26 protein-coding genes are annotated in these 23,418 nt (G+C 67.3%); 20 read left to right on the top strand and 6 right to left on the bottom strand.

What is annotated here, in order from left to right:
- Nucleotides 1–229 precede the first annotated feature (229 nt).
- Entirely contained in the window at nucleotides 230–568 is a 339-nt protein-coding gene (locus FFS15_RS02320) for a metalloregulator ArsR/SmtB family transcription factor (protein WP_137843372.1), read from the top strand.
- Nucleotides 565–1,263 carry a cation transporter gene (locus tag FFS15_RS02315; protein ID WP_137843371.1) on the top strand — a complete coding sequence of 233 codons (699 nt, stop codon included), beginning with the start codon at nucleotides 565–567 and terminating at the stop codon, nucleotides 1,261–1,263. Before FFS15_RS02320 ends, FFS15_RS02315 begins: the two co-directional genes overlap by 4 nt.
- 292 nt (nucleotides 1,264–1,555) lie before the next feature.
- On the opposite strand, the gene FFS15_RS02310 is transcribed toward FFS15_RS02315, so the two are convergent.
- The 4 genes from FFS15_RS02310 to mobF form a co-directional block, all read right to left on the bottom strand.
- Nucleotides 1,556–2,857, bottom strand: coding sequence for a hypothetical protein (locus FFS15_RS02310; protein ID WP_137843370.1), 1,302 nt, complete (start codon nucleotides 2,855–2,857; stop codon nucleotides 1,556–1,558).
- 12 nt (nucleotides 2,858–2,869) lie between these two features.
- The gene (locus FFS15_RS02305; RefSeq protein WP_137843369.1) at nucleotides 2,870–3,139 is read right to left on the bottom strand and encodes a hypothetical protein; all 270 of its coding nucleotides are present in this window, start codon (nucleotides 3,137–3,139) and stop codon (nucleotides 2,870–2,872) included.
- A 76-nt stretch (nucleotides 3,140–3,215) separates the two neighbouring features.
- Nucleotides 3,216–3,587, bottom strand: coding sequence for a sulfate permease (locus FFS15_RS02300; RefSeq protein WP_137843368.1), 372 nt, complete (start codon nucleotides 3,585–3,587; stop codon nucleotides 3,216–3,218).
- Nucleotides 3,588–3,731: 144 nt separating this feature from the next.
- Complete coding sequence (gene mobF / locus FFS15_RS02295) at nucleotides 3,732–7,181, bottom strand: MobF family relaxase (protein WP_249353644.1); 3,450 nt, start codon at nucleotides 7,179–7,181, stop codon at nucleotides 3,732–3,734.
- On the opposite strand from mobF, the gene FFS15_RS02290 reads away from it, so the two are divergent.
- A complete protein-coding gene (locus FFS15_RS02290) occupies nucleotides 7,180–7,932 on the top strand; it encodes an HD domain-containing protein (protein WP_212743098.1) in 753 nt (250 codons plus the stop codon). The two genes, mobF and FFS15_RS02290, sit on opposite strands and share 2 nt — an antisense overlap.
- On the opposite strand, the gene FFS15_RS02285 is transcribed toward FFS15_RS02290, so the two are convergent.
- On the bottom strand, nucleotides 7,920–8,390 hold the full coding sequence (locus tag FFS15_RS02285) for an NUDIX domain-containing protein (RefSeq protein ID WP_137843366.1): 471 nt from the start codon (nucleotides 8,388–8,390) through the stop codon (nucleotides 7,920–7,922). The two genes, FFS15_RS02290 and FFS15_RS02285, sit on opposite strands and share 13 nt — an antisense overlap.
- Before the next feature lie 16 nt (nucleotides 8,391–8,406).
- Nucleotides 8,407–8,922 carry a hypothetical protein gene (locus FFS15_RS02280; protein WP_249353642.1) on the bottom strand — a complete coding sequence of 172 codons (516 nt, stop codon included), beginning with the start codon at nucleotides 8,920–8,922 and terminating at the stop codon, nucleotides 8,407–8,409.
- A 21-nt stretch (nucleotides 8,923–8,943) separates the two neighbouring features.
- Here FFS15_RS02280 and FFS15_RS18805 point away from each other — a divergent pair, with 21 nt between their 5' ends.
- From FFS15_RS18805 to FFS15_RS02200, 17 genes are all read left to right on the top strand, one after another.
- Nucleotides 8,944–9,222 carry a hypothetical protein gene (locus tag FFS15_RS18805; protein ID WP_249353640.1) on the top strand — a complete coding sequence of 93 codons (279 nt, stop codon included), beginning with the start codon at nucleotides 8,944–8,946 and terminating at the stop codon, nucleotides 9,220–9,222.
- A 151-nt stretch (nucleotides 9,223–9,373) separates the two neighbouring features.
- Nucleotides 9,374–10,261 (top strand): bifunctional DNA primase/polymerase, encoded by an 888-nt coding sequence (locus FFS15_RS02275; RefSeq protein WP_137843364.1) that lies wholly within the window; start codon nucleotides 9,374–9,376, stop codon nucleotides 10,259–10,261.
- Nucleotides 10,258–10,917, top strand: coding sequence for a helix-turn-helix domain-containing protein (locus FFS15_RS02270; RefSeq protein ID WP_137843363.1), 660 nt, complete (start codon nucleotides 10,258–10,260; stop codon nucleotides 10,915–10,917). Before FFS15_RS02275 ends, FFS15_RS02270 begins: the two co-directional genes overlap by 4 nt.
- Nucleotides 10,918–10,936: 19 nt before the next feature.
- Nucleotides 10,937–11,281 (top strand): hypothetical protein, encoded by a 345-nt coding sequence (locus FFS15_RS02265; protein WP_137843362.1) that lies wholly within the window; start codon nucleotides 10,937–10,939, stop codon nucleotides 11,279–11,281.
- 5 nt (nucleotides 11,282–11,286) lie between these two features.
- Nucleotides 11,287–12,111, top strand: coding sequence for a hypothetical protein (locus FFS15_RS02260; RefSeq protein WP_137843361.1), 825 nt, complete (start codon nucleotides 11,287–11,289; stop codon nucleotides 12,109–12,111).
- A 2-nt stretch (nucleotides 12,112–12,113) separates the two neighbouring features.
- Entirely contained in the window at nucleotides 12,114–13,007 is an 894-nt protein-coding gene (locus tag FFS15_RS02255; protein ID WP_137843404.1) for a ParB/RepB/Spo0J family partition protein, read from the top strand.
- A 77-nt stretch (nucleotides 13,008–13,084) separates the two neighbouring features.
- The gene (locus FFS15_RS02250) at nucleotides 13,085–13,750 is read left to right on the top strand and encodes a hypothetical protein (protein ID WP_137843360.1); all 666 of its coding nucleotides are present in this window, start codon (nucleotides 13,085–13,087) and stop codon (nucleotides 13,748–13,750) included.
- Between the two features lie 13 nt (nucleotides 13,751–13,763).
- Nucleotides 13,764–14,930 carry a M23 family metallopeptidase gene (locus FFS15_RS02245; RefSeq protein WP_137843359.1) on the top strand — a complete coding sequence of 389 codons (1,167 nt, stop codon included), beginning with the start codon at nucleotides 13,764–13,766 and terminating at the stop codon, nucleotides 14,928–14,930.
- Nucleotides 14,927–15,199: a DUF6112 family protein gene (locus FFS15_RS02240; protein WP_137843358.1), complete on the top strand. Its 273-nt coding sequence runs from the start codon at nucleotides 14,927–14,929 to the stop codon at nucleotides 15,197–15,199. Before FFS15_RS02245 ends, FFS15_RS02240 begins: the two co-directional genes overlap by 4 nt.
- 46 nt (nucleotides 15,200–15,245) lie before the next feature.
- Nucleotides 15,246–15,548, top strand: coding sequence for a DUF6112 family protein (locus FFS15_RS02235; protein WP_212743097.1), 303 nt, complete (start codon nucleotides 15,246–15,248; stop codon nucleotides 15,546–15,548).
- Between the two features lie 26 nt (nucleotides 15,549–15,574).
- The gene (locus tag FFS15_RS02230) at nucleotides 15,575–16,876 is read left to right on the top strand and encodes a type IV secretion system protein (protein WP_249353638.1); all 1,302 of its coding nucleotides are present in this window, start codon (nucleotides 15,575–15,577) and stop codon (nucleotides 16,874–16,876) included.
- The gene (locus FFS15_RS02225) at nucleotides 16,873–18,336 is read left to right on the top strand and encodes an SCO6880 family protein (protein WP_137843356.1); all 1,464 of its coding nucleotides are present in this window, start codon (nucleotides 16,873–16,875) and stop codon (nucleotides 18,334–18,336) included. The genes FFS15_RS02230 and FFS15_RS02225 overlap by 4 nt, the downstream gene beginning before the upstream one ends.
- Nucleotides 18,337–18,377: 41 nt before the next feature.
- Nucleotides 18,378–18,818 carry a hypothetical protein gene (locus FFS15_RS02220; RefSeq protein ID WP_137843355.1) on the top strand — a complete coding sequence of 147 codons (441 nt, stop codon included), beginning with the start codon at nucleotides 18,378–18,380 and terminating at the stop codon, nucleotides 18,816–18,818.
- Nucleotides 18,815–20,305 (top strand): ATP-binding protein, encoded by a 1,491-nt coding sequence (locus FFS15_RS02215; protein ID WP_137843354.1) that lies wholly within the window; start codon nucleotides 18,815–18,817, stop codon nucleotides 20,303–20,305. Before FFS15_RS02220 ends, FFS15_RS02215 begins: the two co-directional genes overlap by 4 nt.
- Nucleotides 20,302–22,101 (top strand): TraM recognition domain-containing protein, encoded by a 1,800-nt coding sequence (locus FFS15_RS02210; RefSeq protein WP_137843353.1) that lies wholly within the window; start codon nucleotides 20,302–20,304, stop codon nucleotides 22,099–22,101. Before FFS15_RS02215 ends, FFS15_RS02210 begins: the two co-directional genes overlap by 4 nt.
- Nucleotides 22,102–22,184: 83 nt before the next feature.
- On the top strand, nucleotides 22,185–22,616 hold the full coding sequence (locus tag FFS15_RS02205; RefSeq protein ID WP_137843352.1) for a single-stranded DNA-binding protein: 432 nt from the start codon (nucleotides 22,185–22,187) through the stop codon (nucleotides 22,614–22,616).
- A gap of 9 nt (nucleotides 22,617–22,625) precedes the next feature.
- Nucleotides 22,626–23,222 (top strand): hypothetical protein, encoded by a 597-nt coding sequence (locus FFS15_RS02200; RefSeq protein ID WP_137843351.1) that lies wholly within the window; start codon nucleotides 22,626–22,628, stop codon nucleotides 23,220–23,222.
- The last annotated feature ends 196 nt before the right edge of the window (nucleotides 23,223–23,418 follow it).

Here is a 23,418-nt window from a genome sequence, read left to right as displayed (position 1 = left end):
CCCCCAGCCTCCGCGGGCGAGCATCACCAGCCATCAGGGCGCAGACCGTGCGGTACGGCCCGCGTGCTCTGCCCGCGATTCACAGCATGGCCCGCTGTATGCGCGGCGCCCGGATAAGGATCCGATTCGTCCTCCGGCCCGCACATGGACTCGACTGACCGAAGAGCAGGATGTTCGATCGGGAGATTCAGCCGTTCGTTAATTCACGAAACGCTGTATCCTCGTTCGCATGCTGACGGCCACCGCAACTGTCACGCATACCGCGGCGCTGGCGCGTCTCGGGCATGCGCTCTCCGACCCCACCCGGGTGGGTGTGCTGCTCGCCCTGCGCGAGGCGCCGGCGTATCCATCCGACCTCGCCGACGCCCTCGGTGTGTCTCGGCAGGTGATGTCGAACCAGCTCGCCTGTCTGCGCGGGTGCGGCCTGGTGGAAGCGATCCCGGACGGCCGCCGAACCTGGTATCGCCTTGCGGATGCCCACCTCGCCCCCGCGCTGAACGAGTTGCTCGAGGTCGTTCTGCACGTCGAGCCCGGCTGCTGCGCCGGCGAGGAGTGCCGGTGCGCATGACCGCCCAAGCATCTGCACTTTCTGACGCCCGCAAGCAGCTGCTGCACCGCCGTATCCGCTGGATCGTCGCGGCGACGATCAGCTACAACGTGATCGAAGCGATCGTCGCGATCACCGCCGGCACGGTCGCCTCCTCGGCAGCGCTCGTCGCGTTCGGTCTGGACTCCACGATCGAGGTGCTGTCCGCGGCCGCGGTCGCGTGGCAGTTCACCCGCCGCGACCCCGAACGCTCGGAGAAGGGGACCCTCCGGGTCATCGCCGTCGCGTTCTTCGCCCTCTCCGCTTTCGTGATCGGATCATCGCTTGTTGCGCTGATCGGTCGGGTCGAGGTGGAACACAGCACCCTCGGCATCATCATCACCGCGCTCAGCCTTGTGATCATGCCTCTGCTCTCCCTCGCCGAACGGCGCGCTGGGACCGAGCTTGGATCCGCCACGGCGGTCGCCGACTCCAAGCAGACCCTGATCTGCGCCTACCTGTCTGCTGCTGTCCTCGCCGGTCTCCTTCTTAACAGTCTGTTCGACTGGTGGTGGGCCGATGCGATCGCGGGACTTGTCATCGCCGGGTTCGCGATCCGCGAAGGCATCGAAGCCTGGCGTGGCGACGCATGCGCGACATCCGTCGGAATGCTCCTCGAAGAGGACCACGACCATGTCTATGAACCGCACGAGCACCATCACAAACACGAGGCCTGAATCCGTGGACGGTGAGTCACCGGTCGTGTGCGCGTGCTGCGGCAGGACGCGTCGTCGGCGGCAGGTTCACGCCCTCAGCGGCGATGCCGGGTATGTCTGCCGACGCTGCGGACTTTGGATCGCGCTCCGACCATTCAACGACAAGCGCGGCCAGCGCGAGTAACGCTTAGGCGACCGGGCGCCAGCCGGCCCCTTCAGCCGACCCGATGGCTCCGAGATCGCGGTTTGCTGGACGCGAACGAATAGGCCCGCAAAGGGGGATCACGCTCGGGCTATCCGCTACCGTCCACGCCTACAACCGCTGCACATGCGACCGCGAACGCGCGGCCGTGCAGGTCGCGGGGTCGTACGCACTTGCGATGAGGAGCTCGGACCACCCCAGGGCATGGTCTCCGAGGCTACGAAGATCTCCAGCGCGCAGCCGGTCAACCGGCACCTGCCGGCTCGCCTCGGCGATCGCGATTCGTGCGATCGTCATCCCGACCGGAGTCCGTGGCTGACCCGCCTGAACCCGTGCCCGGTTCACCGCCACCGCCCTCGCGGAAAGTCCGGCGTGGTGTCGTCGAAGGTAGGCCTTGACCGCCTCGCCGAGCGCCACATACTGCTGGCGCCGCTCGTGGTCCGCGTAGGTCGCCTTCGCACTCCGGACAGCGGCGGCTACATCCCGACTCGTGACGTGGTCGACGCGCCGCATTCGATCCGTCACGAACTCGACCGCCCGCGCGTAGACGACTTTCTCGGCATCCATCGTCGGCAGCCCCATCCGCTCGCGGGTGACGACGTACGCTTCGGCGAACTCTCGCATCCGCGCGCCATTCTTGAGCACGTGCGCTGTCAACGCCTCAGTGAACTCGGTGACCTGTCGCACTCGCTCCGATGTATCGGGGCTGACGAAGTACCCCTCTGCTGCCCGATCGTTTGCACGCCGATCGGCGGCGGTCGAGCGGTGTACCCGCTTCGGCGGTAGGCCGGCCCGCTCAAGCCGCCTGGCCAGTCGCTTCGCGGCGCTGTTCGCGTCCAGAACCGCGCGGTACTTCTCGGGATCGCGGCGGTACTCTCGCTGCAACTCGGCAAGGCGATCCTTGTTTCGGTCGGCCCACTGCTTGCGGGCCCGTTTGGCCTTCTCGGGATCGGCGTCGCGCCGGGCCGCCGCACGTGCATTCACTTCGTCGCGGTGCGTCGCGTGATAGCGGCGGTAGTACTCCCGCACTTTGTCGCGGTTGTCTTCCACCCACCGCTTCTTGTACTCGCGGACATGTTCGGGATGCTGCCGCTTCCACTGCGCGGAGCGCTCACGTGCCTTGTGTCGGATGTCTGCCAGTCGTCGCCGTCGTGCTGCCGCGCGACGCATCGATTCCCGGTTCAGCTCACGGGACCGTTCCCGGTTCGCTTCCTTCCAACGCCGGCGGGCCTCTCGGATGTGATCCTTGTTCGCCTCGCGCCAGATCCTCGCCTTTGCGGCGATCACTTCGGCGTGCGCACTGCGGTACGCGCGATCCCGTTCGCGGCGCGCGAAGAGACCCGCTTCATCGCCGGACGAGGAAGCGATCGCGATCGCACGGCGACGCGGCGCGCCCGCGCTCTGCCTTGCCACGAGAACGGCGGCTCAGTCGTCCGCCGTGTCCGGAGCGAGTTCGATCACGATCTCGAGCAGCTCCGCCCGGTGCGCGGTCGGGTTCACGATCACACGACCGACCACATCGCGCACTCGAGTCGCGTCCTCGTCGGCCAGCCCCGCGACCGGTTCCATGCAGTAGTCGATGTCCTTCTGCAGATCGAAGTCGCCATCCTGGAGGACGACCTCGGGGTAGTAGAAGAGCGCGGCGAGCGCCGCGCGGTGCAGCAGGTCGTCGAACTGCGCTTGGGGAATCGTCATGGAGCTACCTCCTGGTGGATCGGGTCGATCGAGATTCAAGAGTGGCGTGAAAGAGAGGTGCACGCCGGGTTCCCCGCTATCGAATCGCGATCCGCTCGAGTTCGATGCCTTCGCTGAGTGTTCGAACGCGCGAAGCCCTCTCTGCCCGCGCTTCGAGGACGCGCACGTAGATGAGGCGCGCCAAAAGCGCCGGCCCGGCGACCAGGAATTTCAAGGCGTTCCAGACGAAGAGCAGCACAAGAATATTGAGCCACCCGTCCCCGGTGTGCGCAGTCGCCTCCGCGCAGAGCACCACACCGAAGAGGTAGGGCACCGCGAGCAGCATGGCCGGCACACCCCACTTGAGTCCTCGGCGGGTGTGCAGCGCGGCGAGCAGGATGTTGGTCGGCGCGTATCGGCGCAGGAAGTTGCGGATGCGGGTGCTCAGCATCCAGATCATCACGAACATGCGGCAGTCCTCCGGGTGTTCGGCAACGTGAACCTGAGTGGACTGCCCGACGTGTCGGGATCATGTCTCCGCAACGAGCGGAGACGCGCAATAGAGGTTGCCTGACCCCAAGGGTAGAACGCACCTCAGACGTTGGGAAGAGCGCTATCGAGCAAGGCCCGACCGTTCGAGCCGTCGACCTGTCCGCGACTGCTGGGCCGCATCCGAACGTGAGATCCGCCGCGCATGCTCCATCGCGGCGCGCGCTCGTGCGGCATCCCTCTCGTGATGAGTGGATGCCGGCGACGCCCCCAGAACGCGCCGCCCCACAATGCCGTACCGATCTCGATACGCGGCGACCACGCGGGCGTGCTGCTGCCACGACTCGGCCGCCGCTCCGCGGGGCTGCTCCCCCAGCTCGCGAATCCACGGCTCACGCGCACTCACCGCCCGCACAACGAATTCCTCGGCCCTCGCCTCCATCAGCTGCTCGCGCTCCTGAAGAGCGACGCGCATGTCATCGTCCATGGGCCCAAGCGCGACGGGAATCAGGCCGACAACGAGTCGAGGTGACCTGCGTGCCCCGCTCCCGGTCGTGCTCCGGGAGATCGCGCGGGCGACCCGCGATTGCAGGACGGCCGCGACATCCTCGGCATCCGTCAGAGATCTCGCACGCACGAGACGAGGCAGCACGCTCTCGATGTCGAGGTGGTGTGCTTCCGCCCGACGCATCTCCGCTGAGAGCGGTCCGAAGGCATCTGAGGCGACCGCCTGCGCAGCTTCCGGCTCGGTGAGACCGGAACTGCGGACCAGCTCGACCCACCGGTCATGCTGCGCCACCGACGCGATCGTCTCGTACTCGGCGGCGAGCTGTGCGATGGAGCCCCAGGCATCCTGCTCCGCCGTGAGTGTCTCGTGCGCGGACAACTCGGCGCCGACGTTCTGGAGCACCCCGTTGAGCACGCCCCGCGCGGATGCGTCCGCGCTGTCGCCGGGGTGGGGACCCTCGTGTGCCGGGTCGGGTCGGTCCACGGCGACGTACGCGACGTTGGCGCGACGCCCGCGGGTCATCGCGACATACAGGTTCTCGCGAGTCGTGGTGCCGTCGATAAGGACGTGCACCGTGTCGGTCGTGATCCCCTGCGCCCTGTGCGCGGTGACCGCGTACCCGAGTTCGACGTGATCCGCCACGTATCCGGCGGGAAGTACGGTGCTGCTCCCCCAGCGCTGACCATGCCGACGCACCGACAGGGCTCCGTCGTCGTGCACGCCCACCACGGTCCACCGATCGCCGTTACGAACCCACGATCTGCCCGCCTGCAGGTGCCGTTCGTTGCGTCGCGTGATGACGGTGTCGCCCACGGCGGCCTGCGTGTCGTCGTGGAGTCCGGCCTGCCTGGTTGCGTCGACTACCCCGGCGATGATGAGATCCGCACGGGCGCGAGTATTCAGCGCTGCGACAGCTTCCCGAGAGTCCGTCACGAGAACGGTTGAGAGGCCGGCGCGGATGTCTGAGCGCCACGCCGCGTACGCGGCATCCATCATCTCCTCGTGCTCGCCCTGCCGAAGCCGGTCGTGCGTGAGGTAGTCGTCGATCGCGTCGGGATCGCCGTCGCGGAGAAGAAGCGATGCGGGCTTCTCCCACGCATGGATGAATCGGTGGATGTCGACCAGCTCTGGTGCATCGGGTCGCGCGTGCACCAGCAGCGAGAACGCGCCGCCCGCACCGACGGACTGCAACTGCGCATGGTCGCCTACGAGGAGCACCTTGGCACCGGCACGAGCCGCCAGCCCGCAGATGCGGTCCAGTGACAGCGTGCTCGCGAGGGATGCCTCGTCGATGATGACCAACTGTCCGCTCCGGAACGTCTCGCCACGGACGAGGTGGTTCTGCCACCACTTGGCGGTGTTCTCGGTGGCGATGGCGAGGTCCTCTGCCAGCACATGTGCGGCCGCAGCCGACGGCGCGAGCCCAACCACGGAACCGCTGCCATGCTCTCGTTCCCACGCCCGTCGCAGCGCGATCATCGCCGTCGTCTTGCCCGCCCCGGCAGGACCGACCAGAACGTCAAGGACGCGCGGCGAGCCCGCGATCGCGGTGAGGGCGGATGCCTGGGCCGTCGTCAGCGAGCTTCCATCGGGCAGTCGATGGTGCAATCCGTGCCGCATCGCCGTCTCGGTGGCGTGAGGCCCCGACATGTCGCTCGCGAGCTCGATCAGGCGAGCCTCGGCATCCAGCAAGGCCGTCGACGTGAACCGTGCCCCGCCCCTCGGACGGAAGACCGTGCTGTCATCGGCTCGACGGAATGCGAGCGGGCTCGTTGCGAGCTCTGGCGGGGTGAGCCTCACCGACCGCCGCTCGGCTGCGTCAACGATCATCCCGACGACGGCTTCCCGATCAGATGCTGCCGCGAACCGCACCCCCATCGTTTGGCGTGCAGCCTCGGCCGTCAGGTTCCAGCGCGTCCATGTCGTGCGCTTGTCGCTCACCGCATTCACCACGGTGTTGCCAAGTGCATCGATGGCGTCGAGCGGCACCGCTTCGGCGCGGAGCAACTCCGGTGATTGCCGCTGCGCTGCTCCGTGCGCCCAGGTCGTGGCATCGGTCTGCAAGACCGCGCTGGCACGGTCACGCCACTCCGCGGTGAGGACGGCGAGCGAGCGCACCTCTTTGGGCGGGCGCGTCATGAGCGTGGCCTGGGCACGCAACTTCATGATCGTCGACGCATCAGGGCGGTGCCCATGTGCCAAGACAAACCCGTCGATGAGGCGATCGGTCTCCACATCGATGTGGCGCGCACGCGTCGAGAACTCGGCAACCAGCGACTCAGGCACAGTCGCGATCGCCCACGTCGCATTGCGATCACGGCCTCGGTCGCGTGCCTCCCAATCGAGGCCGAGCGTGCGAGCAAGCTCGTCCGCGAACAGCGCTTCATGCAACTCCGACAGTGCGACGACAGAGGCGTGCATCGGTCGCCCGTCGAGTGAGCGCCACTTCCCATCGAGCGCCGTCTGCACCTTGTTGCTGATCACCACGTGCGTGTGGAGGTGTGGGTCGCCGGCGCGACTGTCGAAGTGATCGAAAGCGGTGGCGACGACGCCGGTCACGTCGACCTGCGCAACGGCGCCGTCGCGGGTCGTTGCACCGGTGCGCGTGGCCGCGACCTCGCGTTCGACGTAGTCGAGCAGCTGCGCGACTGCGCGGTGGTGTGCGTCCGCGATGCACGACTGGGTTGCGGCATCCGCAATCCCCCACAGCACGCTCGCGGACTTCGGGATAGAGAAAGTGAGGTCGTAGCCGGCGACCGCGCGACGCGGTGACTGCGTCGACTCGCCGGCGGCCGCGGCTCCGTACTGAGGAAACGCCCGCCCGAGAGCTTCACCCGTGTTGGGATCGCGGCCCATGCCGATCAGGAGCTGCAACTGGCCTTCGGCGACGGTGTCGCCCTCGGAGATCTCGCCACCGGCGAGTCCTCGAAGACCGCTGCCCATCCATCGACCGGGAGGTGTTCCTTCGGCGGCGTAGTAGCGAGTGAGCGGGGTCGAGAGCGGCCGGTTGCCATCGCCGGCGGCGACGCTGCGAAGCAGGTACTTGTAGCCGTCGCCAGCGCTCATGACCCGCATCGAGACCGTCACCGCCTGCACCTCCCCGGTCACACGGGAGGTGCGCCGCCTCGATCTGCAAGAGGCGTGGCAGCGAATGGGCTGGCGAAGGGGCTGCTCGAAGGCGCTGCTCGTCAGTCGCGAACCGGCGAGAGTCGACCATCGGAGATGCCGGATGGGAGCGTCGGTGAGTACCGTGATGGTGATGACTTCTGATCTGGTGACACGCGCGCAGTCGCTGGCGGCGCAGCACCTGTCCGATGCCCCTCGGCGATGGGCACACGTGCAGGGCGTCGCGGCGACCGCTGTAGAGGTCGCGTCTCGCCTCGATCCCGCGCACTCAGACGAGATCGCAGCGGCGGCATGGCTGCACGATGTGGGCTACGCACCGGATGTCGCAACGACGGGTTTCCACCCGGTGGATGGAGCCGGATTCGCACGGAGCGAACGGATGCCGGAGCTGGTCGTCTCGCTGATCGCCTTCCACACCGGATCAGAGGTCGAGGCGCAGCAGCGCGGCCTGCTCGAGGAGCTGAACACGTTCGCCACTCCCCCGCTCGCTGTGCTCGACATCGTCACCTATGCCGACATGACGACGTCGCCGACAGGCGAACCGATCAGCGCAGAGGAGCGTGTCGCGGAGATTCTGTCCAGGTACGGCGAGGACAATCCGGTGTTCGCCGCCGTGTCGACCTCGGCGCCCGAACTTCTGGCCGCCGTGGCCAGGATCGAAGAACGCCTCTCCTCAGCTCAGCCCAGGTAGGGCGTTGCGCGGTGCTCGAGGTAGTGGTCGATCCGCAACTTCATAGACGGGTGCATCGCGAGGTCCGCCACCCGTTCGGGTTCGATCCATGCGATGTCGGTTGACTCCTCATCGAAGGCGAGCTCTCCGCCGATGAGACGGCTTGTGTAGCAAAGCGAGAACTGCTGTCGCACCTCGCCGTCGTCGTACTTCATGACGTGCCGCGGGTTCGTGTAGACGCCGACGAGACCGGTGATCTCGACATCCAGGCCGGTCTCTTCCTTCACCTCTCGTACTGCGCACTCCTCGATCGACTCCCCGAGTTCCATCCCACCGCCGGGGAGCGCCCACAGTCCGTTGTCCTTCCGGTGCACGAGCGCGATGCGTCCCTGGTCGTCGACGACCACGCAGGTGGTCGACGGCACGACACTGTTCGCGCGCGGCGCGTCGGGGTCGTTGTAGTAGTCGATGCGGGCCATTCGCCTGCCCTTTCCGTCAATAGCCGAGGGGGTAGCTCACGGGTCGCGAGCTCGACCAGATCCGCTCGAAGGAGTCCGTGTAGTTCTGCCAGAGTTCGGGATCGGTGTCGCGAGGAATCTCGAAGACGGGGTTGTCGCCGGCCGGCGAGCCGAGGATGTGGTGGTTCGCGTAGAGGATGTCGTCGATGAAGAACATCGTCACGTAAAGCGGCGTCGCGTGTGTGCGGATCTCGACGCCGTCGACGCCGTGGAGAGGCTCGAGCCGCGAGAGTGTCATCCGGCATCTGCCGGCGAGCGCGTCTCCGATCCGCTCTTCGATCCCGCGCAGATGAACCGAGCCCGAACCCGGGTCCCCGACGGTGATCCGCACCTGAGTTCCTCGCTCGGCTGCTTCGCGCACGATGCGCAGGAACCCGTGCACGTTATCGAAGAGGAATGTGCCGCCGTACATGCAGATATCGATGCGGGTGCCTGCGCCCGAGAGGACGTCCCGCCACAGCTCGATCGGCACCTCAGCACGTGAGGGGAACATCCGCACCCATTGAGCAGACGCGTGGATGACGGAGCCCGGTCCAACCCGTGGCCAGAGATCTTCCGCGTCGCACTCGAGCACGGAAGCGATGCTTTCCGCGACGCGCAACTGCGGTGTGGTCTCGCCGTTGAGCGCCCGCAGGATCGTGCGCTCATCGCAGGCGGCGCGGGTTGCGAGGTCGCGGACGCTGATGCGCTGCGTCTGCATCTGCTCCGCGAGGCGACGACCGGTACCGGTTCCGTTCGGTCGTTGTCCCGTGCCCATCGCACCCTCGCGCCAGATCTCGTCAGCAGTCTTTGACTCATTCTGACCTAGATCAGGTCTGTCTCCGTCGGCTTTGGCCGTGTGCGCTCATTCCCATGACTCACGAGCAAGGGATTCGCCACCAGCGGCTCAGCCCGCGTCCTCCGGCGCACCTTCCCGTCGATCACAGCGCACCCAGGAGGTTGACGTGAACTTCGGCGATCTGCTCCTCATCTCAGCTGGGATGTCGCGGGGCGACTTCGCGGTCACGCTCGCGCGAGAGGACATCCCGGTGTTCCCGTGCATTCCAGGCGGCAAACGCCCGCTCACCCCCGCAGGATTCCGCGACGCATCGACGCTGGGCCATCTGGTCAATGCGTGGTGGCGGCGCTGGCCTGACGCGAACATCGGCATGCCGACCGGTCCGCGGTCGGGGTTCGATGTCGTGGACGTCGATGTCAGAGGCGATGAGTCTGGCTTCGCGGGTTTCCTGCGAGCGCTGAGCGCCCACCTCGCGGATGGCGAGATCGCACGGGTGCACACGCCCTCCGACGGAATGCACGTCTACTACCCCGCCACCAGCGCGCAGCGCTGCTGGCAGGCGGCACGAGCCCACATCGACTTCCGCGGTGACGGCGGATACGTGATAGTCCCACCGTCGGTCATCCAGACCGAGCGAGGGCCGGTCGCCTACCGACTTACGTCGCTCGGCAAGAACCCCGAGCCGATTGAAGCGGTCGCGCTTCGCGCATTCGTTGATCCGCGGCCGGTCCCGACCAGCTACACGGGCTCGACGGGGCGCACGAATCCAACCGTGCTCGCGAGCTGGGTTGCGCGTTTGCAGGAAGGCGAGCGCAACCGGGGCCTGTTCTGGGCGGCGTGCCGGCTGTATGAGTCGGGAATGCCTCCTCGGGAGGCTGTCTCGGCGCTCCTCCCCGCCGCCAAGCAGGCCGGACTGGGCGAGCCCGAGATCATTGCGACGCTCCACTCAGCGTGGCGCCACACCGGTCCGGAGGAGTACGGCCCGAGGTTCACGAGGTTCGCGAGCCCTGCTGCTCGAATCCGGCGGCCGGGATCGGGACCGAGCCTGCCATGAGCGCGACACGATTCGACGGCATCCGTGTGGCCACGACGACGGCGGTCACCGGGACGATGTTCATCGCGGGTGGCGCGTTCTGGCTGTCGTTCACGTCTCTCGCAGACCTCGCGCACCGCTCGGGCATCGGTGCGGGTCAGGCGTGGGCGTGGCCGCTCATCGTCGACGGGATCATCGTCGTCGCAACAGTCGCCGTCGTCGTCCTCGCGAACTCTCGGGCCGCCTGGTATCCCTGGCTGCTGCTGGTCGCCGGGGCCGGCGTCTCCGTCGCAGCAAACGCCATTCATGCGATCCTCGCGGCCGACAAGGACGTTCCGGCGGCACTCGCGGCCTCGGTGGCTGCAGTTCCACCGCTCGTTCTACTGGCGATCACGCACCTGACGTCCATCCTCGCCCGCCACGCCGCCCATTCCGGCACGGCCACAAGCGCGCCGACCGGCGACGAGGACGACGCCTTCGTCCCCGCGCAGCGACCTGGTGAGCGTACGGCCGGTCGCGCCGGCGCGGCCGCGCTCCACGCCTCGGGTTGGTCGAACGCCGCCATCGCGCGCCGGCTCGGGGTTCATCCGTCGACGGTGGGGCGCTGGCTGCACGTGCCACCCGGTGCACCTCACCAACAACAGCAACTCTCTCGAGGAGGGCAGATAGATGAATGAGCGGGCCTCGGATGCCGGGATGGAGAGCACCCCTGCGCTGGCAGACGTCGTGTCAATCGACGTCAGCGAAAGGGATCGGGCGCGGATTGCCAGCCAGACGGGTGCCGCGCGCGGTACGGCCCGTGACGACATCGGCGACGTGCGCGGCGTCACCTGGATGCGCATTTCGGATGCTCTGGCGATGGGAAGCGGCAAGGTGGCCGGCCGTGGGCTCAGCCTCGAGGCCGCACTGGCCCACCGCATCCGTCGGCAGCCAGCGATGACAAAACACGCGATCCGCGAACGCGCACACCGCCTTCCACCGCTGCCATCTTTCGGCGTCAATCGAGGCACGCACGGTCGCGACGCTATGGATCGGGGTTGAGTGCGATGCCTAGGTCCGGACCGTCGACTACCGACACCTCGTTCAAGAGCCCCGAAGGGCTGCGAGCCCTCCTCGTGCGCCTGCAGCAAAACGAGGGTGTCGGTTGGCGCGCCGATGCTGAGGCTGCAGCACTGATGCGACACGCCGCCGATCGCTACGCGGCGCTGGCACGAAAGCACGGGCTCGACCCCTGGGAAGCAGCGGCTGCCGCATTCGACGCGATGCGCTCGCCATCGATCCGCCGGGCCGACGATCCGTGGGCGATGGTGACCCGCGCCGTGCAGATCACCTGCATCGCGGAAGAACGCGCGCGCGGACTCCTCTGCTCGGTGCACCAGGCTCGACGCCCCCGCTACTCGGTCTTCCACGACGCCGAGCGCTTCAGCGATCGAGAGAACCCCCTGCTCGAATACCACCCCGCGTTCAGGACAGAGCCCTTCGATGTCGAACCGTCGGCCCAGGCAGAGAGCGTCGGATCGGCCGTGGAGGATGCCATCGCGCTCTTCACCCTCCTGGGGTGGCAACCAGAGCGCGCCCGCTCGGCGATTGAGTACGTGTGCACCCGCCTTGCCGACTCGTCATCACGCTCGTCGGCATTCGAGTCGCTCCGCCGCGACTACAACGCTCGCGCGTTGCTTGACGTGCCTCAGCGCGCATGGACGGCGATGCTTCGAGTACTCCTCGGTAACCCCGACCCATCCCTTGCTCATACTGCGGTCGGACGAGGCATCCTTCTCCGCCTCCTCGTCGGCGAGCCGCTCCGCACGCTCCTGTCCGACGAGCAGATCGTGGGAGAGATGACCGGGAGCATGCCGAGGTCTCAGCCGTGAGCATGCGCGGACACATCGAGCTCGAGCGTTCGATCGATTCCATTCGAGTCGGCGGCAGACATCGAGTCGACCTGGGCGACGTCGACGCTCTCGCTGCATCGATCGAGCAGCACGGGCTCCTACAACCGATCACCGTGACGCCCGAGGGCGTGCTCGTCTGCGGCGCGCGACGCCTCGCTGCGCTTCGCCGACTCGGCGTGCGCACGGTCAACGTCTGGGTCCGAGCCGGCGTGACCGATCGACTCACGCGGGTGCTCGCCGAGCAAGACGACGATGCGCTGCACAAGGCGCTCACGCCGACCGAATCCGCGTCGCTCTACCGCGAGCTCAAGGGTCTGCTCGCTGAAGACGCCGCACGCAGGCAGGAGGCCTCGCGGTTCACGACGAAGGGGCAGCTCGCGGAACTGACCGGTGCCGCCACAATGGCGGCACCGTCAGTGCCGAAGGGAGACGCTCGGGCACAGGCTGCTGAGCTCGTCACCGGACGACGTTCCTACACAACCCTCGAGCGCATCGGAGATCTTGAGCGCGTCGCCGCCGATGCGACCATCGATCCCGCGGTTCGCGAGCGAGCGGAGGCGGAGTTGGCGAGCATTGACGACGGCGCACCCGTCGCGCCCGCACATCAGCGGGTGCGGGCTCAGCTCAAGGCGCCGACCGACTCCGACTCGCGTACGTCACACGCCACCAAACTGCCCGTTCGCGCGTTCGTGTTCATGTGGGATGACCTCCGCGGCTGGTGGGAGAAGTTCGACTATGACGAGATCGCAGCCAGCCTCACCGGCGATCAGTGGCGGCAGTTCGAGGAGACAGTCGCTGGGACGGTCGCGTTCGCCGAAGCGTTGAGCGCCGAGCGAGACGCACGCGCCGCGGCACCCAACGTCATCGCGGGTTAGCGATCCCGGGGATCGGTCGCGGTCGCGCACCTCTCTCTCAGGCACCGTTCCCAGCGGTGCGGGAGCGGAGGGGCTTCATGCGTTCACATCGTTTCGACCGTCGGCGTGGTCTTGTCGTTGCAGGCATCACTGTCGTTCTCGCCGTTCTGCTTTTGGTCGCGTGGGGCATCTATGGCTTGCTGGTCGGGCCGCCCGCGCCCCAGCATCCATCGGTCATTGACTCGACGGTGGATGCCGTCCCGCCGACTTCCCGCGAAGGTCACCTGGGTCCGAGGCCCATCGCCGACACTGCCGATCCTGAAGAATTCGCGCGCCGGGTCGCCAAAGCGCTCTTCACATGGGACACGCGCTCGACGGCCGATGTGAGCGAGTGGGCGCAGGTCGTCGTCGACGTGGCCGATGCCGAGGAGGCGCCGGCTACCGCGAGCGATGTCCGGTCGTATCTGCCAACACCCGCGCTCTGGCAACAGCTGCGCGGATACGGAACACGGCAATGGCTCGTCATCGACTCGGTGATCATCCCTGACGCGTGGTCGACCGCCGTCCAGCAGGCTCAGTCCGGACAGCTCCCGCCCGGCGCGACGGCGTTCACCGTCTCCGGCACGCGGCACCGTGTGGGCGTGTGGGGCACGGAACCCGCGAACACGAGTCGACTCGTCGCATTCACCGTCTTCATTGCCTGCGAGCGCCCGGACCCGTGCCGACTTCTTCGTCTCTCCCAAATCGACAATCCGTTGTGGTAAATGCGAGGTGACCATGAAGCGTGTTGTTGGCATCCTGCTCGTCATGATGGCGGTCCTGCCCGCCGCAGGACTCATCTCGGTGGCGGCGCTGATGGCGACCGCCGCGCGCTCATGCGCCGTCGGCTCGCTCAGCGTCGCCCGGATCCCCGACTCTCTGGAGGCGCAGACCCGGGATGGCACGCGCGTCGTCCTCGGCCGACATCAGCTCACGCACGCGGCGACGATCATCACCGTCGCAGAGCAGACCTCCGGCGTCGGCAGGCCCGGTGCGCTCATCGCGATCATGGCCGCGCTCACGGAGTCCGGGCTTCGGATGCTGGCAAATCCGTCGGCATATCCGCAGTCAGCCGGGTACCCGAACGACGGGAGCGGGTCCGATCACGACTCGCTCGGAATGTTCCAGATGCGCCCGAGCACGGAGTGGGGCACGGTCACCGAGCTGATGGACCCGGCCTACCAGGTTCGAGCGTTCTTCGGTGGTCCGAGCGGCCCGAACGAGGGCAGACCGCGCGGACTTCTGGACATCCCGGGCTGGCAGGCACTCGACCCTGGCGAGGCCGCGCAGATGGTGGAGGTCAGCGCCTATCCCGATCGGTACGAGAACTACCGACCCGTCGCCGAGGCGATTCTCGTCGCGCTGACAGCACGGTCGCCTGCGTCTGCGCACGGCGGCGCAGCCATTGTGCCGGAGACATCGCGGCTTGTCTTCCCCCTCCCGATGGGCAGGTATACGGACACGTCCAGCTACGGGTGGCGCACCGACCCGTTCACCGGCGCCCGAGCGTTCCACGAGGGCAGCGACCTCGCCGCAGCGATGGGCACGCCGATCCTCGCAATCGCTGATGGGGTCGTCGCCTTCGCGGGTCTCCGCGGCGGATACGGCGGCCTCATCATCCTGGAACACACCGTGAACGGACAACGCGTCGCGTCGTTCTACGCCCACATGTACGAGAGCCGAGTCCACGTGGATGCCGGCGACACCGTGACGGCCGGCGAGCTCATCGGAGACGTCGGTTCGGCGGGCCGATCGACGGGCCCGCATCTGCACCTCGAGATTCACCCGGGCGGAGCAGGTCAACCGACCGTGAACGCGATCGACTGGCTCTCGCAGCGGGGTGCTGAAGGCATCGATGAAACGGATGCCGCAACGGCCGTCTGCGAGCCATTGGAAGCATCATGAGCGCGACGATCTTTCCCAACTTCGGCGCGGTGGGCGCTGCCGCCGAACTGCGCGAGCTCATCGGGGCGCTGCTCATGGTCGCCTTGATCGCGGCCGTCTTGATGCTCATCGTCTGCGCTGTCACGTGGGCACTGGCCTCATCGAACGGTCACTACCAAGCCGCCAGCCGCGCTCGAATCGGAGTCTGGGTGAGCATCGGTACCGCAGCAGTCGCCGGCATCGGCGTCACGTGGCTCAACTTCCTTCTCGACCTCGGGTCCGCGATGTAGGCGCAGTGCTTATCTGCATTCGTGGAACTCTTTGCGCTCCTCCCTGATGTCCGCCAACACCCATCAAGGGAGCAGCATCGTGATCGACATCTCACCGAACGGGACCGGTCTTCCCGGCATCGAGCAGCTGCGAGTCATCGTCGGTGCGGTGATGACCGTCGGCCTCATTCTCAGCGTCCTCGCGCTCATCATTGCCGCGATCGTCTGGGGCTTCGGCGCGAACTCCTCCAACCCGCATCTCGCGTCGCGCGGAAAGCTCGGCGTCCTCGTCGCATGCGGTGCGGCGATCATCTGCGGGGCCGCGGTCACGCTCATCAACTTCTTCTGGACCGTCGGTCAGTCGGTCTGAGCCGGCCCCACACAGGAGTGAAGCGGATGAGCGTCTGTGACGTGCCGGTCATCGCGGCCGTGTGTGATGCGGCGGGTACAGGCGCAGCGTCGCTCGTCGCGGCGCCCTTCGACTGGCTCGCGCAGGCGATGGGCGCGGCAGCGTCGTGGATGTTCGAGTCGGTCTGGAGCGTATTCGACACGACGACGCTGCTCGAGATCACCGATCCTGGATACCTCGACGTCTACAACGTGCTGTTCGGCGTCGCTGTGTTCGTCACACTGCTGTTCTTCTGCCTGCAGCTGATCACCGGACTCGCCCGTCGGGATCCGACAGCTCTCTCGCGTGCGTGTGTGGGGATGGCCAAAGCCGTGCTGGGTTCGTTCTTGATCATCACCCTGACCGGGCTGCTTCTCGAGATCACCGACCAGTTGGCGGTCGGCATCGTTCAAGCCACCGGAAACACGATGGCGGGGATCGGCGACCGCATCGCCCTTCTCGTCGCCGGCCTTGCGGCGATCAATATCGCTACTCCCGGTGTCGGAGCGATCCTCACGATGTTCCTTGCGGGGCTGGCGATCTGCGCCGCGGCGATCGTCTGGTTCTCGCTACTGATACGCAAGGCGCTGCTCCTCGTCGCGATCGTGTTCGGGCCGATCGCTCTCGCAGGATTCGCCTGGGATGCCACCAAGGGGTGGTTCGGGAAATGGGCGGCATTCGTCGTTGCGCTCATCCTGTCGAAGCTCGTGCTCGTGGTGATCTTCCTGGTCGCGGTCGCGCAGGTCTCGGCGCCCATCGACGCGGACTTGGCCTCGGTGAGCGATCCGATCGCCGGAATCGTGCTGATGTTCATCGCGGCATTCGCCCCTTACATCACCTACAAGTTCCTCAGCTTCGTGGGCTTCGACATGTACCACGCGATGTCCAGCGAGCAGGAGGCCAAGTCGGCCCTCAACCGCCCCGTACCGGTCCCGACAGGACCGATGGCGGGTGGCGCGAAAAAAGTGCTCGACTCGCCTGGGGCCGGGAGTCGGTCCTCTGGCGCGACTACATCGTCGCCGTCAGCCGTGGCCCCGCCGGGTGCATCCGCCGGCTCCGCAGGCACAAGTGGCGCCAGCGCAACAACGGCGACGAGGGCGGCTGGACCGGTCGCGGCGGGAGTGGCCGCCGGTGCCGTCGTGGCGCACGGCGCCACGGTCGCCGGGCCGCGCATCGGCACCACCATTGGTCGCGGCGCCGATGCACAGGCACAGCCTTCAGGCGCCCCTAACGGTGCCGCTGCGGCTCCGATGCCACCCGCCTCAGCGGCGACACTTCCGGATCGAAATCGGCGAGAGGACGGGCGATGAACCACACGCCGGACTGGGCGCGGTTCCAGCTGGCACCGGTGCAGTTCTCGAGATTGAGTCGCCGCGCCATCTTGCTCGGCCTCTCGCTCCCCCAGCTCATTGCCCTGTCGATCGGCCTGCTCACGTTGGTGGTCAGCCTGTACACGTCCGGCGCGACCGGAGTCGCCTGGTCGAGCCCGCTTTGGGCGACGACTGTTGCGATCGCGATGATCCCGCTTGGTGGCCGAAAGGTCGTGGAGTGGCTGCCGGTCGTCAGCCGGTGGGCGTGGCGAGCCTGGACGGGACAGTTGCAGTTTCGGCGACGTATCCTGCGTCCGCGCCCCGTCGGTACTTTGGCTCTCCCCGGCGACTCCGCGTCCCTGCGCGAATGGCAGGACCCGGAATCGGGTGCCGTGATGGTCCATGACCCTCACGATCAGACGCTCACGGCGATCGTCGCCGTCTCACACCCCGCCTTCGTCCTCCTTGACCCGACGGAGCAGCAACGACGCGTGTCGGGATGGGGCCGCGCACTGGCGAGCACGTGCCGGTCCGGCAGGATCGCCCGCGTTCAGGTGTCGGAGCGGACGCTACCCGACTCAGGCGTTGGCCTCTCGGAGTGGTGGGAGCACCACGGGTCCGATGACAGCAGCTGGGCGGCAATGACATACCGAGACCTGATCGACCGAGCCGGCCCAGCCAGCGAACGACACTCCACCACGATCAGCATCTCGCTCGACCTCAAAGCCTCATCGCGGCAGATCCGCACTTCGGGACGCGGGATGCGCGGTGCGGCGCTCGTCCTCCGGCAGGAGATGGTCGCTCTCACCACGGCACTGCGGGCAGCGGATCTGACCGTCACGGGCTGGCTCCGCGCTGACGAGCTCGCGGTCATACTGCGCACGGCGTACGACCCGCCCGTCACCGCAGACCTCGAACGTCAGACCACGGTCGGCCGTTCGCTCGCGAGCGCGGGCCCGGTCGCCGTTGCTGAGACATGGGACAAGATTCGCACCGATTCAGCCTTCCACGCAGTGCTGTGGATCAGTGACTGGCCGAGGTCGCACGTCTTCCCGGGCTTCCTCACGCCCCTGGTCCTCTCCACCGGCATCCTGCGCACCATCTCGTTGCACTACCTCCCTGTTCGCAGTGACCAGGCTGCCCGCGACCTGCGAAGGAAGAAGACGGAGCTGCTCAGCGACGCGCACCAGCGCAGCCGCATCGGACAGATCGAGGATGCCACGGCGACCGCAGAGTACGGCGACGTGCTGCAGCAGGAGCGAGACCTCACATCGGGGCACGGCGTGCTGCGTGCGGTCGGCCTGATCAGCGTGAGTTCTGCATCCGCCGAAGAGCTCGACGCCGCTGTCGCAACGATCGAGCAAGCCGCGATCCAGGCATCGTGCGAGACACGCCGGCTCGTAGGCCAGCAATCGCAGGCATTCACGGCGGCGGCGACTCCGCTGTGCCGGAGGGTGTGACGCGCGCACCTCTCCTCTGACGATCCGGAATGGAGTTGAGGATGAGCCTCGATACCGACCACAACGAGACCCGTTGGCTCAGCGTCACGTTCCTGCAGGGCGACGAGGCCGACCAGGTGCTCGACATGATCGATCGCGACGGACCGCTCGCCGCGATCGAACACCTGCGGCAGCGGGACTTCGGGGACGAGACGACGGATGCCGCGCTCGTCAACGGCTACGTCTATGAGGCCGTACCGATCGGTGCGAACGATCGAGTGATCGAGGACGACGGCTCGGGCTACTCGCTCACCTACAGCGCCCCGCACGGCTACGTCTCGCTTCTTCGTCGCTACCTCACGCAGCCCGAGGTTCAACTCCGCGCGGAGCACGGCGATCTGGCCGCTCGCGGGGGTGACCCTGTGCGTGGCATCGACGGCCGTTTCTGGAATGAGTCGGTGCCCCGCACGACGCGCACCCACAGCCGGCCGCTCGCACGATGACCGGTGCACACGAAGAGCGGCTGCACACAGCAGCCCTCCATACGCCCACAGGAGAAGGGTGGCGCGATCGTCAGGACCGCGAACGGGCCACGCGTCTGATTGCGCGGTCGCGAAGTGAGAACGCTGCGGAGGCGAAGCGGCTACGGTCGGCAGAGGAAGCTGGTGCCCGAGCCATGCGTTACCTCCCACGAGTGGGAGAGCCAGGGCCGGCGGCTCTGCGAACGCCGGGGCGAATGAAGCTGCCCAAGCACCAGGACACGTCAGCGACTCTCGCGGGCCACTACCCCTTCCTCGCTGAGGCCGGCCTCGGGTCGGCGGGGGTGTTCATCGGTCAGGATCTGTACTCCGGTGGGTCGTTCGTCTACGACCCGTGGGTCCTCTACCAGCGCGGGCTCATCACCGCGCCCAACATCGTGCTGGCGGGGATCGTCGGCTCAGGAAAGTCTTCGCTCGCCAAGTCGCTCTACACTCGGTCGCTGCCATTCGGTCGGCGAGTGTACGTGCCCGGGGACCCGAAAGGAGAGCACACCGCGATCGCCGAAGCCGTCGGCGGACGCGCAATCATCCTCGGCCACGGCCTCCGCAATCGCCTCAACCCGCTCGACGAAGGCCACCGGCCCTCCTCGACGTCCGATGCCGAATGGGAGTCACAGGTCGCGTCTCGGCGTCGCGACCTCATCGGAGCACTCGCTGAGACAGTGCTCGATCGATCGCTTACTCCGCTCGAGCACACCGCGATCGACCTCGCCCTGGTCGACACTGTCCGCACCGCCGACATCCCGACGCTGCCCATGGTCGTCCAGCGCGTCCTTGCGCCTGCCGCGGCCGAAAACCGCGATGGGCGGCTCGCCGACGACGGCAGGATCGTCGGACATGCGTTGCGACGCCTCGTTGCGGGCGACCTCGCCGGGCTATTCGACGGGCCATCGACCGTGCGCTTCGACCCGTCGCTGCCGATGATGTCGCTCGACCTCTCCCGCGTGGCCGAGAACTCGACCCTCATCTCGGTGCTGATGACGTGCTCGTCTGCGTGGATGGAGTCGGCACTCGCCGACCCCGACGGAGGCCAACGGTGGGTTGTCTACGACGAGGCTTGGCGCCTCATGGCCTACCCCGCGCTGCTGCGCCGCATGGACGCGCAGTGGCGACTCGCTCGTCACTTCGGCATCGCGAACATGCTCATCTTCCACAAGCTCACCGACCTCGACAACGTCGGAGACTCCGGCTCCGCCATGAGGGCCCTCGCGTCATCACTGCTCGCCAACGCTGAGACCCGCATCATCTACCGTCAGGAGCCCGACCAACTCGGATCAACCGCCACCGCACTGGGCTTGACCACCACCGAGCAGAATCTGCTTCCGACGCTGGGAACCGGGCAGGGGCTTTGGCGGGTGAAGGATCGCAGCTTCGTGGTGCAGCATCAACTGCATCCCGCCGAGCTCGCCGCGTTCGACACCACCGCGCGCATGACGGGAACGCCCCGATGAGAGCTCCGAGCCAGAAGGGGATGCCGGGCGACGAACTCGTCAACATCGGAATCGGTTTGGGGCTTGGCGCTGCGGCGCTCGCTTTGATGCTGCGCGCGGCGGGTTCCGTGACTGCGTGGATCAGCGGCATCCCGCAGCCGACCAGCGGCCTTGATAGTGGTGTCTCCGTACTGCTTGATCCCGCAGACCCTGCTGGCGCACTTGGCGCGCCCTCGCTGAATGCCGTTGCCTACTGGATCACCGTGGCACTGATGCTCGGCGCAGCTGCGGCCGTGGGCGTCGTCGGGTGGCGAATGCTGCGCGGTGTCGGGCATCTCGCGCGAGCAGACCCCTACCGAATCATAGGCGTCGCGACGCGAGCCGAGGTCGCCCGGGCCGCATCCCGGGCCGCGCTCCTGCGTCGCGCACGGCACCTTCGTCCTTCGCTTGCGAAGGCCAGCCCCGCGGACGTCGGATACCGGATCGGATTCTCGCGCGGCGAGGCCGTGTGGGCGAGTGTCGAGGACTCGATTCTGCTCATCGGGCCGCCTCGCTCCGGCAAGGGCGTGCACGTCGTCATCAACGCCATCCTGGACGCCCCCGGCGCCGTGATCACTACCTCGACCCGCCCCGACAACCTCACCGCGACGATTCAGGCACGGTCGCGGCTCGGTCCCGTCGCGGTCTTCGACCCTCAGCACCTCGCGGAAGGGCTGCCGTCAGGTCTGCGCTGGTCACCGATCCGAGGCTGCGGCGATCCTCTCACCGCGATGGTCCGCGCCGCGGGGCTCGCCTCAGCGACCGGGCTCTCCGCCGGCGGCGTCGAAGGCGGCGGGTTCTGGGAAGCCAAGACCCGCACCGCGCTTCAAGCGCTCCTCCATGCGGCCGCGCTCGACAACCGCTCCCCCGCCGAGCTGTTCCGATGGACCCTCGACCCGGCCGCGGCCGGCGACGCGGTCGCAATCCTGTTCACCCACTCATCCGCAGCCACCAGCTGGGCGGACTCGTTGCAGGCCATGCTCGACGCCGACCCGCGTACGCGCGACTCCATCTGGCAGGGCGTCTCCCTTTCCCTGTCTGCCCTGGCCGACCCGCGAGTGCTGGATGCGGTGTCACCCCGCGAGGGCGAGCAGTTCGACCCCGCTGAGTTCCTGCGCAGCAACGGCACCCTGTACCTGCTCGCCACCGGTGCAGGCGCCAACAACTCGGCCGCCCTCGTCGCCGCGTTCGTCGAAGACCTCGTGGAAACCGGGCGGCGCATCGCAGCTCGAAATCCGAGCGCACGCCTCGACCCCCCACTCCTGCTGGCGCTCGACGAGATCGGCAACCTCGCCCCGCTCCCTTCTCTGCCGTCCTTGATGGCCGAGGGAGGCGGCACCGGATTCACCACCATGCCGGTGTTGCAGTCGCTTGCGCAGGCACGCAGCAAGTGGGGCGACAACGCGGCGGGAGCGATCTGGGACTCCTCAATCGTCAAGATCATCCTCGGCGGCGCCTCCAACTCCCGCGACCTCCAAGACCTCTCCACCCTCATCGGCGAACGCGACGAAGCCACCGACTCGACCACCGTCGGCGACCGCGGATCACGCTCTTCCCAACGTTCTGTGCGCCGCGTCGCGATCATGCCGCCCGAGACGATCCGCACGCTGCCGTTCGGTACCGGGCTCATCCTGCTCCGCTCCGCCCCACCGATCATCGCCCGCCTCCGTGCGTGGACATCCCGGCCCGATCGCAAGACGCTCCAGGACGACCGCGCCAAGGTCGAGGCGGAGCTGCGCCTCCCCACAGAACTCCCGCCTTGCCCAGATACAGACTGACCGACTCCACTCGCGGGGCGCCCGGCGCACCTGCTGTGCACAGCGAGCCACACCGGCCCGCACTCATCGAGGAGGCACGTCCCATGGCACTGCACACCCAGGAATCCATCTCCGGATTCATCGCATCCGACCCGCAGCGCTCTGTCACCGACAAGGGCGACACGCGATTCTACGTCCGGATCGGACAGCCCCACTTCCGCCGCAACGAGGACGGAAGCTTCACCGAGCTCGCGCCGACCTTCCACGACATGGTCGCCTACCGCGCCACCGCCGAGCGCGCCTTCGAGCGATTCGCCAAGGGAGACAGCTTCGTCGCCGAAGGCTACCTGCGCACCTTCCCCATCGAACGCGACGGCCAGACCATCGACGGCGAAGAGTTCGTCGCCAAGAAGCTCGGACATGACCTCGCGCGTACCAACTACGACGTCGACCGCACCCGTCGCGCTGCGCATACTCAGCCGGATGCCGCCACCCACGCCCCATCACGTGCGCACGCTCCCGCGCTCGGAATGTGAGCCGGGCACATGGATCACTCGTCGATCCCGCCGCAGCCCGAGGAACCCGAGTCCCCATTCGGAGACTCTCGCGAAGCTGAGCCACCGCGTCCCATCAACTGGAACGCCCTCACCGCAGAGGATGCCGAAGCCGAATGGCTCGAACTCAATCAATGGGTGAACTGGTTGCGCCGTACTTACGGCCTGCCTGCGTCGATCATCCCGCCGTCTTGGCACCGGCATCCCGAACTCGTCTGGGAACTCTCCGCCCTCCACCTTCACTGGCTCAGCGCATACGACCCCGACCAGCACGGCTCCGCGCCGCACGGCTGGCACCGCGACTTCGCCGATGCTCGGGAACGGCTGCACGACTGGGTCGCGACGTCAGGCACGCGGTTGGATCGGGATCGCCCTACGCGACAGACGTTCTGGCCCGGCGAATCGTCATCCGACCGCTTCGAGGACACACCCATCAACGATCGCGATGAAGACTTCGTACGCTTCGTGCTCGACGACCTCGCGGGACGCCGCGAAGCAGAGGCGAGTTCCCAAGCGAAGAGTGAACCACGCGAACCGTCAACGAACGGTACGGAATCAAACGTACGGACGCCCGATCTTCCGCGATAGAAATGCCTCAGGTCCGACCGTCCTCGCCCCCGGGCAATATTCGTGCGAGATCGATGAAATCGACCACGCGATCCTCTCGATTGCGCCTGCCGTCTCAGCAACGCCGATCTCGCGGAAGCTGTAGGGCTGCCCGCCTCCCCTTGCCTGCGTCGGGTCCGCCGGCTCGAGCAGGAGGGCATAGTCGCCGGCCACTGGG

Source organism: Microbacterium sp. 2FI, from assembly GCF_005502885.1.
Taxonomy (GTDB): domain Bacteria; phylum Actinomycetota; class Actinomycetes; order Actinomycetales; family Microbacteriaceae; genus Microbacterium.
Note: the sequence above shows the minus strand (reverse complement) of the source record. Positions and strands in the feature narration are given on the sequence as shown.